Annotated in this window: 12 protein-coding genes and 1 rRNA gene; 9 read left to right on the top strand and 4 right to left on the bottom strand. The window is 40.7% G+C overall.

Going from position 1 to position 15,700, the window contains the following annotated elements; all coding sequences use genetic code 11:
- Positions 1-223: 223 nt before the first annotated feature.
- The 4 genes from jag to rpmH form a co-directional block, all read right to left on the bottom strand.
- Positions 224-844, bottom strand: a complete 621-nt coding sequence (gene jag / locus ACQKIC_RS03995; RefSeq protein WP_407406703.1) for an RNA-binding cell elongation regulator Jag/EloR — start codon at positions 842-844, stop codon at positions 224-226.
- Positions 841-1,629: a YidC family membrane integrase SpoIIIJ gene (gene spoIIIJ, locus ACQKIC_RS04000; protein WP_402869925.1), complete on the bottom strand. Its 789-nt coding sequence runs from the start codon at positions 1,627-1,629 to the stop codon at positions 841-843. The genes jag and spoIIIJ overlap by 4 nt, the downstream gene beginning before the upstream one ends.
- A 161-nt stretch (positions 1,630-1,790) precedes the next feature.
- Positions 1,791-2,144 carry a ribonuclease P protein component gene (gene rnpA, locus ACQKIC_RS04005; RefSeq protein WP_402955098.1) on the bottom strand — a complete coding sequence of 118 codons (354 nt, stop codon included), beginning with the start codon at positions 2,142-2,144 and terminating at the stop codon, positions 1,791-1,793.
- An 81-nt stretch (positions 2,145-2,225) separates the two neighbouring features.
- Positions 2,226-2,360, bottom strand: coding sequence for a 50S ribosomal protein L34 (gene rpmH, locus ACQKIC_RS04010; protein ID WP_402869919.1), 135 nt, complete (start codon positions 2,358-2,360; stop codon positions 2,226-2,228).
- A gap of 963 nt (positions 2,361-3,323) precedes the next feature.
- On the opposite strand from rpmH, the gene dnaA reads away from it, so the two are divergent.
- The 9 genes from dnaA (at position 3,324) to ACQKIC_RS04055 (ending at position 15,639) form a co-directional block, all read left to right on the top strand.
- Positions 3,324-4,673, top strand: coding sequence for a chromosomal replication initiator protein DnaA (dnaA, locus tag ACQKIC_RS04015; RefSeq protein WP_402869917.1), 1,350 nt, complete (start codon positions 3,324-3,326; stop codon positions 4,671-4,673).
- Positions 4,674-4,864: 191 nt separating this feature from the next.
- Positions 4,865-6,001 carry a DNA polymerase III subunit beta gene (dnaN, locus tag ACQKIC_RS04020; protein WP_402869915.1) on the top strand — a complete coding sequence of 379 codons (1,137 nt, stop codon included), beginning with the start codon at positions 4,865-4,867 and terminating at the stop codon, positions 5,999-6,001.
- 212 nt (positions 6,002-6,213) lie between these two features.
- Entirely contained in the window at positions 6,214-6,426 is a 213-nt protein-coding gene (gene yaaA / locus ACQKIC_RS04025) for a S4 domain-containing protein YaaA (protein WP_402869913.1), read from the top strand.
- Positions 6,427-6,447: 21 nt separating this feature from the next.
- Positions 6,448-7,566 (top strand): DNA replication/repair protein RecF, encoded by a 1,119-nt coding sequence (recF, locus tag ACQKIC_RS04030; protein ID WP_402869912.1) that lies wholly within the window; start codon positions 6,448-6,450, stop codon positions 7,564-7,566.
- 12 nt (positions 7,567-7,578) lie between these two features.
- Positions 7,579-7,830 (top strand): extracellular matrix regulator RemB, encoded by a 252-nt coding sequence (gene remB, locus ACQKIC_RS04035; protein ID WP_402869910.1) that lies wholly within the window; start codon positions 7,579-7,581, stop codon positions 7,828-7,830.
- A gap of 73 nt (positions 7,831-7,903) precedes the next feature.
- Positions 7,904-9,829 (top strand): DNA topoisomerase (ATP-hydrolyzing) subunit B, encoded by a 1,926-nt coding sequence (gene gyrB, locus ACQKIC_RS04040; RefSeq protein WP_402871286.1) that lies wholly within the window; start codon positions 7,904-7,906, stop codon positions 9,827-9,829.
- 95 nt (positions 9,830-9,924) lie between these two features.
- Positions 9,925-12,504, top strand: a complete 2,580-nt coding sequence (gene gyrA / locus ACQKIC_RS04045) for a DNA gyrase subunit A (protein WP_402991096.1) — start codon at positions 9,925-9,927, stop codon at positions 12,502-12,504.
- A gap of 278 nt (positions 12,505-12,782) precedes the next feature.
- Positions 12,783-13,778 (top strand): HD-GYP domain-containing protein, encoded by a 996-nt coding sequence (locus tag ACQKIC_RS04050; protein WP_427591664.1) that lies wholly within the window; start codon positions 12,783-12,785, stop codon positions 13,776-13,778.
- A gap of 310 nt (positions 13,779-14,088) precedes the next feature.
- Positions 14,089-15,639, top strand: a 16S ribosomal RNA gene (locus tag ACQKIC_RS04055).
- Positions 15,640-15,700 lie beyond the last annotated feature (61 nt).

Here is a 15,700-nt window from a genome sequence, read left to right on the forward strand (position 1 = left end):
TCTGTACCCTTCATTTTAACTTATCCACATGTGAATAACAAATAAAGCCTGACTTTCTTTCCATGTCCCTTTTTTAAGAGTCAGCCTTAGAAATTGAAGGGGAGGAATGAAAGGATAATATGTGATCAGGATTTAGTTAAAGGAGCATTTGATAATGTCGACATTCCTTTCGGTTCGCCTCTATATAAAGCAAAAAAAAACCTCCGCTTAATTAGCAGAAGGTTTATTTAACCGGAGTGATGACCAAATGGCGATATGGTTCTGTACCATTGGAAGTCGTCTTGATTTTCGGATAATGAAGCAGAGCCTTATGTATTACCTTCCGTTCATATGACGGCATCGGCTCCAATGCAACAGTTTTACCAGTTTTCAGGGATTTATTGGCCATTCTTTCAGCTAATTGGATTAAAGTATCCGTTCGACGGTTGCGATAATCCTCTGCATCTACAATCACATTCAAAAACTGCTTCGAATAGCGATTGGCTACCAATTGTGTTAAATACTGAAGGGAATTTAACGTTTGACCCCGTTTACCAATTAATAAGGCAATTTTTTCACCTGACAAATGGAACGTTACGTTCTTCCCCTGGCGTTGAACCCTGATTTCCGACTTAACTCCCATTTTTTGAGTGATATCCTGCAGGAACTTTAGGGATTCTTCAACGGGATCAGCAGGCAATGTCACGTGGACGATTGCTTGCCTGGCCCCAAACAAACCCAAAAATCCTTTTTTTCCTTCATCCTCAATTTCAATTTCCACGCGATCTCTTGTGCTGTTAAGTTGAGCTAAAGCTGAATTGACTGCTTCTTCGACAGATTGTCCTGTAGCAGTTATCTTTTTCACTTTTTCTTTGCTCCCTCCGCGTTTTCCGCAGCTGCTTTTCTAAGATCTGGACCTTTGATGAAATATGTTTGAACGATGCCGAAAAGGTTACCCACTACCCAGTAAAGTGAAAGAGCAGCTGGAAAATTAATTGCAAAAATAACAATCATGACTGGCATGATGTAAAGCATCATTGTCATTTGTGCCGCCATTTGCGGATTTGAGTTCATTCCCGCCATTGACAACTTTTGCTGAATGAAAGTTGTAATACCCGCTATGATCGGCAAGATATAATAAGGATCCGGAGAACCTAAATCGAACCAGAGAAAACTATGCAGGGAAATCTCATGCGTACGGCTGATTGCATGATAAAAACCAATCAAAATTGGCATTTGAACCACTATCGGTAAACATCCTGCCAATGGATTCACATTATATTTTGAAAATAACGCCATTGTTTCTTTTTGTAGTTTTTGTTGTGTGGCAGCGTCTTTTGAGCTGTATTTTGCTTGAAGTTCTTTCATTTCTGGTTGAATGGCTTGCATTGCTTTTGAACTTTTCACCTGTTTAATCATAAGTGGAAGTAATATCAAGCGTATGATTAAGGTAACCGCAATGATTCCCAAACCGTAGCTTCCGCCAAATAATTCAGAAATATAAATAATGAGGGATGATAACGGATAGACAATATATGAATTCCAGAACCCTTCACTATCTGCCGTTATCGGTTCTTTGATCTCCGTACATCCTGATAGCAACATCATTATCGAAGCTAATCCAATGATGAGTAATATTCGTTTCTTCAACCGTTTTTTCCTCCTAACTTCAATCAATCTTTTTGAATAAATGTAACCCGTTCACAAGTGAACTACAAGGAAAAGTCACCCACTTATCAACTTTTAACGATGAAATTCTATTTTTTCAAAGCATAATTAATAACTATGTCGAAAAAGGAGTTTTTAAGGGTTTATTTTATTTTTTTGAAATTTAGCGATTTAGAACGCTTCAGGACATGGATCAAACTGCTTTTCACTTGAGAAAAGTCCATTTCTGCCGCTGGTTTTCTAGCAATCACAATATAGTCTTTTCCCTCTTCTATATCCTCTTTCAATTCTAAAAATGCTTGCCGTATGTATCTTTTAATTTGATTCCGAACAACGGCATTCCCAATCTTCTTACTGACAGAGAGGCCTATGCGGAAATATTCCTGCTCGGGCTTTTGAAGGACATAGATAACGAATTGTCGATTGGCAGAGGATTCTCCCTTTTTAAAAACGAGTTGGAATTCGTCCTCTTTCTTTATCCTTAACTTTTTTTTCATCTTTACACCTTCATTAGAATGAATTGAGTCTCAGTAAATCCTTTATTTAGCGAAAAAAAACCACTGAGACTTTTCAGTGGTCTATGCAGATAGTACTTTTCTTCCTTTACGGCGACGTGCAGCGATTACGTTACGTCCGTTTTTCGTGCTCATACGTGCACGGAAACCGTGAACTTTACTATGTTTGCGATTATTCGGTTGATAAGTTCTTTTCATTATATGACACCTCCCTGAGGAATAACAGTTAAAGACAGTCCTTACAATTATATAGATGTTGCTTTCTACTTGTCAACTACATCTAGAAAAATATTTACTTTTTGCTTAATGTCCAGTGGGTTTTTTACTACCTAGCCTATTGTAAATGATTTTGCCTATAACTGATATAGAAATTTTTGGTCAGAGGGTACATTTCATGAATTTTAACCTAATTGATCCCTCTTCATACTACTTTACCATGCATATAACGAATCGACAAAAACATTTGTGAACTTCCGCTTTCGTTTTATAGAGGAACTAGGGACACCTGAATGGCATAAATGCAGTGATGGGGAATCAGTATACAACCTGTTTTAGTTCCATCCATCAATAAAATAATTTAGAGGAATTCGACGCCATCACTCCATCTGTGGATAAAATTCGACATGTTTTTTTCTATCCACAGCCCATTTCGTATAGTTTTACACAAAAAAGAAGCCTGTGGAAAAGTTTTTCCCACAGGCCCTTTGAGTTGTGGATAAAGTTCACTAAGCCATTGCAAGACGTCCAAATTTCTGATATTATATTTGTGTTTTCACTCTGAATAACTTTATCAACAGATAACGGTTATCCACAGACTGTGCATAACTTGTGGATAGTTTATTCGACCTGTGAATATTAATCTGTCCACAAACAGTGGATATTGTCGAAAAACCTATTATCTTCTTATTATATATTTCAAGACATGCCTGTTGATGAATAAACATACGGACCTGCATCTTATTACAAGATGTTATTTATACAAAGGTTGTACAATGCGCGATATCGTTCCAGGGACCTCACCTTTTAGTGACATCCAACATCCCTTATACAGCTCACCGAACTTTTGCTGTCCAAATTTTTTTAAGACAGCGATCGATGAGTTTATTTGTGCCTAGACCTTTTAATACTTATAGAAAAATATTTTGCAAAGGAGGGATAAGTTTGGATAACATCGATAGCCTCTGGAATCAGGCACTCGGAAAAATTGAGAAAAAGATCAGTAAACCAAGCTTTGAAACTTGGCTTAAATCAACTAAAGCTTATTTACTTCAAGGTGACATCTTAACAGTCACCGCTCCCAATGAATTTGCTAGGGATTGGCTTGAGGAACGTTATTCTCACCTTATTTCTGATGTTTTATTCGAACTGACCGGCGAAGAATTGGAAGCGAAGTTCATTATTCCGCCCAATCAGGAAGATGATGACTTTTCCGCTCCCGTTCAGCCTAAAAAGATAAAAAAACAGGATAAGGAAAACAATCCATTTCCACAGCATATGCTTAACTCGAAAAATACCTTCGATACGTTTGTCATTGGCTCCGGCAATCGTTTTGCCCATGCTGCGTCTCTCGCTGTCGCAGAAGCACCCGCCAAAGCCTATAACCCGTTGTTTATATATGGAGGAGTAGGGCTTGGTAAGACTCATTTAATGCATGCCATTGGTCATTACGTACTTGAGCATAATCCAAAGGCAAAAGTCGTTTATCTATCCTCTGAAAAATTCACGAATGAATTCATCAATTCGATCCGGGATAATAAGGCCGGGGAATTTCGTGATAGATATCGTACGGTAGATGTTTTATTAATTGATGATATTCAATTCCTAGCAGGAAAAGAACAAACTCAAGAAGAGTTTTTCCATACATTCAATGCCTTGCATGAAGAAAGTAAACAGATCGTCATCTCGAGTGATCGTCCACCCAAAGAGATTCCAACACTTGAAGATCGTCTCCGTTCCCGCTTTGAATGGGGCTTGATTACGGATATTACGCCACCTGACTTAGAAACGAGGATTGCCATTTTACGTAAAAAGGCCAAGGCGGAAGGACTCGATATTCCGAATGAAGTAATGCTTTATATAGCCAACCAAATCGATTCGAACATCAGGGAGCTTGAAGGTGCACTTATTCGTGTTGTCGCCTATTCTTCGCTGATCAATAAAGATATTAATGCTGATTTAGCTGCTGAGGCTTTGAAAGACATCATTCCAAGCTCAAAACCTAAAATAATCACGATCTTGGAAATTCAAAAAACGGTCGGTGAGCATTACAGCGTAAAACTTGAGGACTTCAAAGCGAAAAAGAGGACTAAATCCGTAGCTTTTCCAAGACAGATTGCTATGTACCTCTCCCGGGAAATGACCGACTTTTCGCTGCCTAAAATAGGCGATGAATTCGGAGGGCGAGACCATACGACCGTCATCCATGCCCATGAAAAAATCTCGAAACTTATGCAAACGGATACCCAGCTGCAACGTCAGGTCAAGGAAATCCAGGATCAATTGAAGGTATAATAGATTCTGGATAATGTGTATAACTGATGACTACTTACACACAGTCTGTCCACATGTGGATAGACTGTTTTATCTTAGCTTCAACCGGGTTATCCACATATCCACAAGCCCTACTACTATTACTACTATCTTTTTTAAATAAAATTATTAATAAATATGCCATTTAGGCAATTAAAATTGGAGGATGGAACATGAGATTCGTAATTCAAAGAGATCGATTAGTTCATAGTGTCCAAGAAGTAATGAAAGCTATCACATCGAGAACGACGATTCCTATTTTAACGGGGATAAAAATAAGTGTGACAACAGAAGGAGTTACCTTAACAGGAAGTGACTCGGATATTTCCATACAGTCATTTATTCCAGCTGAAGTAGATGGTGATGAAATCGTCGAAGTTAAAAGCAGCGGTGGAATTGTCCTTAATGCACGCTTTTTCAGTGAAATCGTCAAAAAACTACCGATGGATACAGTAGAAATCGAGGTCCAAAATAATTTTCAAACGATCATCCGGTCTGGTAAAGCTGAATTTAACTTAAATGGATTAGATCCTGAAGAATATCCTCATTTACCGATCATTGAAGAAGAAAATATCTTCAAACTTCCAACGGATCTTTTAAAAACACTGATTCGTCAAACCGGGTTTGCAGTGTCCACCTCAGAAACACGACCTATCTTAACAGGTGTAAACTTGAAGGTTCAGGATGACGAATTAACCTGTATTGCAACAGATAGTCATAGATTGGCCATGAGGACAGCTAAAATTGAGAACAAGATTAACGGAGCTTATAGTGTCGTCATTCCAGGGAAAAGCCTAAGCGAGTTAAGTAAGATTCTGGATGATACGAATGAACTTATAGAAATCGTCATCACGGATAACCAAGTCTTATTCAAAGCAGAAAACCTATTGTTCTTCTCACGTCTACTTGAAGGAAACTACCCGGACACTTCCCGATTGATTCCAACCGATAGCAAAACGGATGTGACAGTCCATACAAAAGACTTCCTGCAAGCGATTGATCGGGCATCTTTATTAGCTCGAGAGGGAAGAAATAATGTGGTTAAACTAACAACCATAGAGGGTCGCATCATCGAAGTGTCTTCCAATACACCAGAAATAGGTAAAGTGAGCGAGGAAGTACAAGCTGAAGCCATCGAAGGGGAAGACTTGAAAATATCCTTCAGTGCAAAATTTGTCATGGATGCATTAAAGGCATTAGAAGGATCCGATATCAAAATAAACTTTACTGGTGCTATGCGTCCATTTGTCATCCGACCGTTACATGATGAATCAATGCTCCAATTAATCCTGCCAGTAAGAACTTACTAAAATAATATTTCACAAAATTAAAGACCTGCTACCGGGTCTTTAATTTTTTAGCTCAAATGTATGGGGAGACAAGGATTAGCCAAGACTGCAACCTATGCAAAGAAGGTACAATCTGTTAAATAAAGGATAAGCAAAAGCTATACTTTGTCTTAATCCAATTTATTTAGTAAAATAAAGTATTAAAGACTACTTAGAAATGAGTGAGGCACCTAATGGACTCAATAAAAATAAGCACGGAATATATTACGCTAGGACAATTCTTGAAGTTGGCCGATTTAATTCAAAGCGGCGGCATGTCAAAATGGTTTTTAAGCGAATATGAGGTTTTCATCAACGGCGAATTAGATGTGAGACGAGGCAGAAAGTTACGGTCAGGTGATAAAATCGAAATCCCTGAATTCGGCACCTTCACAATAACAAGCTAAAACATAAGGGAAGAGCGGATTATGTACATTGAAAAAATAAGTTTGAAAAACTACCGCAACTATACCGAATTAGACCTTACCTTTGAAAATAAGGTCAATGTAATCCTTGGGGAAAATGCCCAAGGAAAAACAAATGTAATGGAATCCATTTTCGTATTAGCAATGGCAAAATCCCACCGTACCTCAAATGACAAAGAACTTATTCGCTGGGATGAAGAGTATGCTAAAATAGAAGGCAGAGTAAGAAAGAGAAATACATCAATCCCACTTGAGCTGACCATTTCGAAAAAGGGTAAAAAGGCGAAGTGCAACCATATTGAACAGAGAAAATTAAGTCAGTATGTCGGCAATATGAATGTGGTCATGTTTGCTCCTGAGGACTTGAATCTCGTAAAGGGAAGTCCTCAAGTCAGACGCCGTTTTATAGATATGGAAATTGGCCAGGTTTCTCCTGTATACCTTCATGATATGAGCCAATATCATAAAATACTTCAACAAAGAAATCATTACTTAAAGCTTCTGCAGACCCGTAAACAAAAGGACGAGGCGATGCTTGATGTATTAACTGACCAGATTATTCAGTATGCAGCGAAAATTGTCGAAAGAAGGTTTCACTTTCTTTCTAAGCTTCAGCAATGGGCAGAGCCGATTCATTCAGGGATCTCCAGGAATCTAGAAGTATTGAAAATCCAATATAAGCCGTCGCTTGATGTATCAGAATCCATGAATTTGACGAAAATAATAGAAGTATACACAGAAAAATTTGATAAAATAAAGGCAAGAGAAATTGAGCGGGGCGTAACCTTGATAGGACCTCACCGGGATGATTTGACTTTTTATGTAAATGACCGTGATGTCCAGACCTATGGTTCCCAGGGACAGCAGCGTACGACTGCGTTATCTTTGAAACTTGCTGAAATTGAATTGATTCATGAGGAAATCGGTGAGTATCCGATTTTACTATTGGATGATGTGTTATCGGAACTTGACGATTATCGTCAAACTCATTTACTAAATACGATACAAGGAAAAGTGCAGACGTTTGTGACGACACCTTCTATCGATGGAATCGATCATCAAACCCTCAGAGAAGCGTCCACCTTTTATGTGAGTCAAGGCAGTATAAAAAAGCTTAAATAACGAGGTGAAAGCATGTATCTCCATATTGGTGAGGATATTCTTGTGAAAACGGATGATATCATAGCTATTTTAGATAAAAAGATGCTTCACTCCTCTCCCATAATCGATGAATTCTTGGAGAAAAGGGTAGATGTGATCTCTCATTTAACAAAAAACTCGATTAAATCGATTGTAGTGACAGAAAAGCAGGTCTATTATTCACCGCTTGCCTCGGTCACCCTGAAAAAACGCTCGCTGCAGTCACCTTCCTTAATCGATGAATAAATGCTCTATAGATTATTGTTATCCTTTAAAGTGATAAATGCCAAAAGAAAAGTGTAGGTGGATACGTATGACAATGGAACAAAAAGAAGTACAAGCTCAGGCATACGATGAGAATCAGATACAGGTTTTAGAAGGCTTAGAAGCAGTACGTAAGCGTCCCGGCATGTATATCGGTACCACATCTGCAAAAGGACTTCACCATCTTGTTTGGGAAATTGTCGATAATAGTATTGATGAAGCGCTAGCAGGTTTTTGTGATGAAATAAAAGTGACAATTGAAAAGGACAACAGTATTACTGTTGTCGATAATGGTCGTGGTATACCAGTGGGTATACATGAAAAAATGGGTCGTCCTGCAGTAGAAGTAATCATGACTGTACTTCATGCTGGTGGGAAGTTCGGCGGCGGAGGCTATAAGGTTTCCGGAGGTCTGCATGGTGTAGGTGCCTCAGTCGTAAATGCCCTATCGACAGTGTTAGAAGTATTTGTTCATCGTGACGGAAAAATACACTATCAACAATTTAATCGTGGTGTACCTAAAGAGGACCTAAAGGTTATCGGAGAAACTGACCATACGGGTACAACGGTCCACTTTGTTCCGGATAAGGAAATATTCACGGAATCCATAGAATATGATTTTGATACGCTGGCAACTCGTATCCGAGAGCTCGCTTTCCTAAATAAAGGATTGAAGCTGATCATTGAAGATAAGCGTGAAGAAGAGGAAAAAATCAAGGAATTCCACTATGAAGGTGGAATTAAGTCATATGTAGAGCATTTGAACCGTTCTAAAGAAGTACTCCATGAAGAACCCATTTTCATGGAAGGCGAAAAAGATGGCATTTCTATCGAGTTAGCTCTTCAATACAATGATAGCTATATTAGTAACCTTTTTTCTTTTGCCAATAATATTCATACCTATGAAGGCGGTACGCATGAATCAGGTTTCAAGACTGCGTTGACCCGCGTAATCAATGATTACGCTAGGAAAAACGGACTTTTGAAGGAAGCGGATAATAATTTCTCTGGTGAAGATGTGCGTGAAGGATTAACCGCAATCATATCGATTAAGCACCCTGAGCCCCAATTCGAAGGGCAAACGAAAACAAAACTGGGGAACTCTGAAGTCAGGACTGTAACGGATTCCATTCTTTCCGAAAGGTTGGATTCCTTCTTATACGAAAACCCTGCAGTCGCCAGAAAAATCATAGATAAAGGGCTTATGGCTGCAAGGGCAAGAATGGCTGCCAAGAAAGCACGTGAGTTAACAAGAAGAAAAAGTGCATTGGAAGTCTCCAATCTACCGGGTAAACTGGCGGATTGTTCGTCCAAGGATCCTAGTATCAGCGAATTGTACATCGTGGAAGGAAACTCTGCCGGAGGATCTGCCAAACAAGGCCGTGACCGCCACTTCCAAGCTATTTTGCCACTACGGGGTAAAATTTTAAACGTTGAAAAAGCGCGATTGGATCGAATTCTTCATAATGAGGAGATTGGTACGATTATTACTGCACTTGGAACGGGTATTGGCGATGAATTCAATATTGAAAAGGCAAGATATCATAAAATTGTCATCATGACCGATGCGGATGTAGATGGTGCCCATATTAGAACGTTGATGCTGACATTCTTCTACCGCTATATGAGAAAAATCATCGAATATGGTTATATCTATATCGCCCAGCCACCTCTTTTCAAGATTCAACAGGGGAAAAAGGTGGATTATGCCTATAATGACCGGGAGCTTGAAACAATAATGGCAAGCCTTCCAAGCACACCGAAGCCTAACCTACAGCGCTATAAAGGGCTGGGGGAAATGAATCCAGAACAACTATGGGATACGACCATGAGCCCTGACACGAGAACATTGCTTCAGGTTAGTTTAAAAGATGCCGTTGAAGCGGATGAAACGTTCGAGATGCTCATGGGGGATAAGGTTGAACCACGTCGAAATTTCATTGAAGAAAACGCGATTTATGTAAAAAATCTAGATATTTAATTTGTTTAACAGGATGATCTTATATCCTGTTCTTTACATAGTTCACGACCCGATCCAAAAATGAAAGTATAAGCTTTATAAAGGAGGTTGGCTCCATGTCAGAAATAGAAAGATCAGGTGTGCAAGAGATAAATATAAGCAAGGAAATGCGGACGTCCTTTTTAGATTATGCCATGAGTGTTATTGTAGCTCGGGCTTTGCCTGATGTAAGGGATGGCTTGAAACCGGTGCACCGGAGAATTCTTTATGCAATGAATGATCTTGGGATGACGTCGGATAAACCATTTAAAAAATCAGCCCGTATTGTAGGTGAAGTAATCGGTAAGTATCATCCTCATGGTGATTCTGCTGTGTATGAAACGATGGTCCGGATGGCGCAGCCCTTTAACTATCGTTATATGCTTGTCGACGGTCATGGGAACTTCGGATCTGTCGATGGTGACCAAGCGGCTGCAATGAGGTATACGGAAGCAAGGATGTCGAAAATATCGATGGAATTGCTTCGTGATTTAAACAAAGATACAGTTAGCTTCCAAGATAACTATGATGGTTCGGAAAGAGAGCCTGCTGTTATGCCGGCTCGTTTCCCAAACTTATTAGTGAATGGTTCTTCAGGGATAGCTGTCGGAATGGCAACCAATATCCCTCCTCACCAATTAGGTGAGGTAATTGATGGCGTATTGGCATTAAGTAAAAATCCAGAAATTACGATTCCAGAGTTGATGGAACACATTCCTGGACCCGATTTCCCGACTGCAGGGCTTATATTAGGCCGGAGTGGTATCAGGAAAGCCTATGAAACAGGAAAAGGTTCAATCATTCAACGTGCTAGAGTTGAAATCGAAGAGAAAGCCAATGGTAAACAAGTCATTATCGTTAAGGAAATCCCTTATCAAGTGAACAAGGCAAGATTGATAGAAAAAATTGCCGAGCTTGCTCGGGATAAGAGGATTGAAGGCATAACCGATCTACGGGATGAGTCGGATCGTAACGGTATGAGAATTGTCATGGAGCTTAGGAAAGACGTAAATGCGAATGTCCTCCTAAATAATTTATACAAACATACTGCCATGCAAACGACTTTTGGAATTAACCTGCTTGCTTTGGTAAACGGGCAGCCTAAGGTCTTGAACTTGAAGGAATGCCTGTATCATTACTTGGAACATCAAAAGATTGTCATTCGTCGTAGAACGGAATTTGAACTGCGTAAAGCGGAAGCTCGGGCCCATATACTAGAGGGATTACGAGTAGCACTTGATAATTTGGATGCAGTCATTGCATTAATACGTGGTTCACAGACTACTGAAATAGCTAGAGAAGGGTTAATGACTCAATTCTCGCTTTCAGAAAAGCAAGCCCAAGCTATTTTGGATATGCGTTTACAACGCTTAACTGGTTTGGAACGAGAAAAAATTGAAGAAGAGTATCAAGCCTTGATGGCATTGATCGCAGAATTCAAAGCGGTCTTGGCCAATGAAGAGAAGGTTCTTGAAATCATTCGTGAAGAGCTTCTAGAAATAAAAGAGCGTTTCAATGATAAGAGGAGAACTGAAATTACATTAGTAGGTTTTGAAAGTCTGGAAGATGAGGATTTAATCCCTGAAGAAAATATTATCGTGACCCTAACGCATAATGGATATATCAAACGGTTACCTGCCACTACGTATCGTAGTCAAAAACGTGGAGGGCGAGGCATACAAGGTATGGGTACAAATGCTGACGACTTTGTCGATCATCTGTTAACGACATCGACTCACGATACATTATTATTCTTCACCAATAAAGGGAAAGTCTATCGTTCTAAAGGATATGAAATACCTGAATATGGACGGACAGCAAAAGGGCTCCCTCTTATCAATCTGTTAGAAGTTGATAAAGGAGAATGGGTCAATGCAATCATTCCAGTGAGGGAATTCACTAATGATTGGTACTTGTTCTTCACAACAAGACACGGTATATCTAAGCGTACACCGTTGTCATCCTTCGCTAATATCCGAAATAATGGATTGATAGCTGTAGGTCTCCGTGAAGATGATGAACTGATTTCGGTTCGACTCACGAATGGCGAAAAGCAAATTATCATCGGTACTAAAGCGGGAATGATGATTCGTTTCCCAGAAACCGATGTCCGTACAATGGGACGTACAGCTGCTGGGGTAAAAGGAATTTCCTTAAGAGCCTCCGATGAAGTAATCGGCATGGAGATTTTGGAAGAAGATGAAGAAGTACTGATTGTTACGAAAAATGGTTATGGAAAGCGGACAAACGCTGAGGAATACCGTATCCAAAGCCGTGGTGGTAAAGGTATCAAAACTTGTAATGTCACAGAGAAAAACGGTGAGCTTGTTGCCGTGAAAACCGTTACAGGGGAAGAAGAAGACTTGATGCTGATTACAGCTGCCGGTGTATTGATCCGAATGGAAGTTGAAGGAATTTCTAAGACAGGTCGTAATACACAGGGTGTTAAGCTCATCCGTCTTGAGTCTTCGGAAAATGAATATGTTTCGACTGTGGCTATCGTTGGACGTGAAGAGGAAGAAGAAGAACTTCTTGAACCAGTAGAAGGCATCGATGAAGATGCTCCTGTTGAGGAGTCAGTTCAAGACGCTGGTGAAACTGCAGTGAACGATGAAACTGAAATAGATGTAGATACAGATACAGATACGGAAGAATAAAAAGGTGTAGCAAAGGGGACCCAGGCTAATTTAGCTGGGCCTTTTTTTGTTGTACATACACCAATGTGGTTATAAATACCTAACTTATTTTTTGAATCATTGAATGATTAATAGGTAATTTATCATAAAAAAGATGGATATCTCCATAATTTTCTAGTAAAATAGTCTGTGTTAAATAACTGTTACAGAGGTGAACAGTTTTGCTGGTGAAAACCGACTTTTTAGTAGAAGGTTGCATACTTTCAAAAGATATTAAGGGATACATGGGCCACCCTATCATGAATAAGAAAACGATATTGACTTCTGAATTGATAGAAGTCTTGAAAGTCTTCTTAATGCAAGAAGTTAGTGTTGAAAAGATGTTGATTGACGGAGAAAGATTTATCCCGAAGGAAATCATTGATAAGGAACTAGACGATACAGAAGATTCCTCCGACTTCATCACCCACTATTTAAAAACTGTCCAAACCTATAAGCAGCTTTTTAAAAATTGGCAGGCAGGTAGTAAAGTCGAAGTGTCCATCATTCGGTCGCCTCTTATCCCTCTAGTGGTTAAAGCATTGGAAGAACCGAGTGCTATCCTGAAGCTTCATCATTACAGCAATAAAGAAGATTATATCTATCACCATGCTATATCAACTGGCTTAATAGGAGCACTCATCGCGTTTAAAATGAAATGTGAGTTAGCTGATATCTACCAAGTAGCTCTTGGTGGGTGCTTGGCTGACTGTGGGATGGCCAAACTCCCCCCCAGCATTTTCAATAAAGCCACAAGCTTGTCTTTGGAAGAGAATGAAGAGGTCCAGAATCACCCCATTTTCAGTTATCAAATGATTAAAGATAGTTCAATCATTACGGATAGCGTGAAGCTAGCAGTACTAGAGCATCACGGGAGGGTGGATGGGAGCGGGTATCCTCACAAGATGAGAGCGAAAACCATGCATCTATTCTCGAAAATAATAGCAGTGGCGGATGTTTTTCATGCAATGACATCCGAAAGAGTCTATAGAAAGAAACAGCCGCCGTTCAAAGTAGTGGAAATGATTCTCCATGATAGTTTTGGCCAATTTGACATTACGGTCGTTCAAGCGCTTTTAGCTTGCTTCTCCAGTTTTGCGGTTGGGACCAAAGTCAAATTAAATGATGGTTCCATAGCTGAGATCATGTTCATAAATGCTAATTCACAAACTAGGCCACTGGTTCGTTTATATGATAATGGTGATATAATTGATTTGGGATCCAATAGGGAAATATATATAGAGGAAATCCTATAATTTATGGGTAGCTTACTAGATTAATTAGTAAGCCTCCTTATAAAAGGGTGACGATTCAAGGTGAACCTATTGGTCATTTTATTTTATTTTAAAATAACACTTGCAATTAGTAGCGATAATAGATATACTAATTAAGTCGACAGCGAGTTAATAAAAAGTTGTTGACAACAAACAATATATTTGATATATTGTTAAAGTCGCTTCAGGGCGATTGAATAATTGCTCTTTGAAAACTGAACAAAACAAAGCGCCAACGTAAATTTTGAGTGAGCACACACTATAAAAAAGCAAAATGAGCAAGTCAAACATTTCTTCGGAGAGTTTGATCCTGGCTCAGGACGAACGCTGGCGGCGTGCCTAATACATGCAAGTCGAGCGAATCGATGGGAGCTTGCTCCCTGAGATTAGCGGCGGACGGGTGAGTAACACGTGGGCAACCTGCCTATAAGACTGGGATAACTTCGGGAAACCGGAGCTAATACCGGATATGTTCTTTTCTCGCATGAGAGAAGATGGAAAGACGGTTTCGGCTGTCACTTATAGATGGGCCCGCGGCGCATTAGCTAGTTGGTGAGGTAATGGCTCACCAAGGCGACGATGCGTAGCCGACCTGAGAGGGTGATCGGCCACACTGGGACTGAGACACGGCCCAGACTCCTACGGGAGGCAGCAGTAGGGAATCTTCCGCAATGGACGAAAGTCTGACGGAGCAACGCCGCGTGAACGAAGAAGGCCTTCGGGTCGTAAAGTTCTGTTGTTAGGGAAGAACAAGTACCAGAGTAACTGCTGGTACCTTGACGGTACCTAACCAGAAAGCCACGGCTAACTACGTGCCAGCAGCCGCGGTAATACGTAGGTGGCAAGCGTTGTCCGGAATTATTGGGCGTAAAGCGCGCGCAGGTGGTTCTTTAAGTCTGATGTGAAAGCCCACGGCTCAACCGTGGAGGGTCATTGGAAACTGGGGAACTTGAGTGCAGAAGAGGAAAGTGGAATTCCAAGTGTAGCGGTGAAATGCGTAGAGATTTGGAGGAACACCAGTGGCGAAGGCGACTTTCTGGTCTGTAACTGACACTGAGGCGCGAAAGCGTGGGGAGCAAACAGGATTAGATACCCTGGTAGTCCACGCCGTAAACGATGAGTGCTAAGTGTTAGAGGGTTTCCGCCCTTTAGTGCTGCAGCTAACGCATTAAGCACTCCGCCTGGGGAGTACGACCGCAAGGTTGAAACTCAAAGGAATTGACGGGGGCCCGCACAAGCGGTGGAGCATGTGGTTTAATTCGAAGCAACGCGAAGAACCTTACCAGGTCTTGACATCCTCTGACACTCCTAGAGATAGGACGTTCCCCTTCGGGGGACAGAGTGACAGGTGGTGCATGGTTGTCGTCAGCTCGTGTCGTGAGATGTTGGGTTAAGTCCCGCAACGAGCGCAACCCTTGATCTTAGTTGCCAGCATTCAGTTGGGCACTCTAAGGTGACTGCCGGTGACAAACCGGAGGAAGGTGGGGATGACGTCAAATCATCATGCCCCTTATGACCTGGGCTACACACGTGCTACAATGGATGGTACAAAGGGCTGCAAACCTGCGAAGGTAAGCGAATCCCATAAAGCCATTCTCAGTTCGGATTGTAGGCTGCAACTCGCCTGCATGAAGCCGGAATCGCTAGTAATCGCGGATCAGCATGCCGCGGTGAATACGTTCCCGGGCCTTGTACACACCGCCCGTCACACCACGAGAGTTTGTAACACCCGAAGTCGGTGAGGTAACCTTTATGGAGCCAGCCGCCTAAGGTGGGACAGATGATTGGGGTGAAGTCGTAACAAGGTAGCCGTATCGGAAGGTGCGGCTGGATCACCTCCTTTCTAAGGATAATACGAGAGCGCTTTTGTTTTGTTCAGTTTTGAATGAGTAATTCATTCAACC

The organism is Peribacillus sp. NPDC046944, from assembly GCF_050272735.1.
In the GTDB taxonomy this organism is placed as follows: domain Bacteria; phylum Bacillota; class Bacilli; order Bacillales; family DSM-1321; genus Peribacillus.

What these genes read in the sequence shown, in the direction of transcription:
- rnpA (WP_402955098.1), bottom strand. Translation starts at nt 2,144, where the DNA reads ATGAAAAAAAAGTTAAGGATAAAGAAAGAGGACGAATTCCAACTCGTT.
- rpmH (WP_402869919.1), bottom strand. Translation starts at nt 2,360, where the DNA reads ATGAAAAGAACTTATCAACCGAATAATCGCAAACATAGTAAAGTTCAC.
- dnaN (WP_402869915.1), top strand. Translation starts at nt 4,865, where the DNA reads ATGAGATTCGTAATTCAAAGAGATCGATTAGTTCATAGTGTCCAAGAA.
- yaaA (WP_402869913.1), top strand. Translation starts at nt 6,214, where the DNA reads ATGGACTCAATAAAAATAAGCACGGAATATATTACGCTAGGACAATTC.
- recF (WP_402869912.1), top strand. Translation starts at nt 6,448, where the DNA reads ATGTACATTGAAAAAATAAGTTTGAAAAACTACCGCAACTATACCGAA.
- remB (WP_402869910.1), top strand. Translation starts at nt 7,579, where the DNA reads ATGTATCTCCATATTGGTGAGGATATTCTTGTGAAAACGGATGATATC.
- gyrB (WP_402871286.1), top strand. Translation starts at nt 7,904, where the DNA reads ATGGAACAAAAAGAAGTACAAGCTCAGGCATACGATGAGAATCAGATA.
- gyrA (WP_402991096.1), top strand. Translation starts at nt 9,925, where the DNA reads ATGTCAGAAATAGAAAGATCAGGTGTGCAAGAGATAAATATAAGCAAG.
- ACQKIC_RS04050 (WP_427591664.1), top strand. Translation starts at nt 12,783, where the DNA reads ATGAATAAGAAAACGATATTGACTTCTGAATTGATAGAAGTCTTGAAA.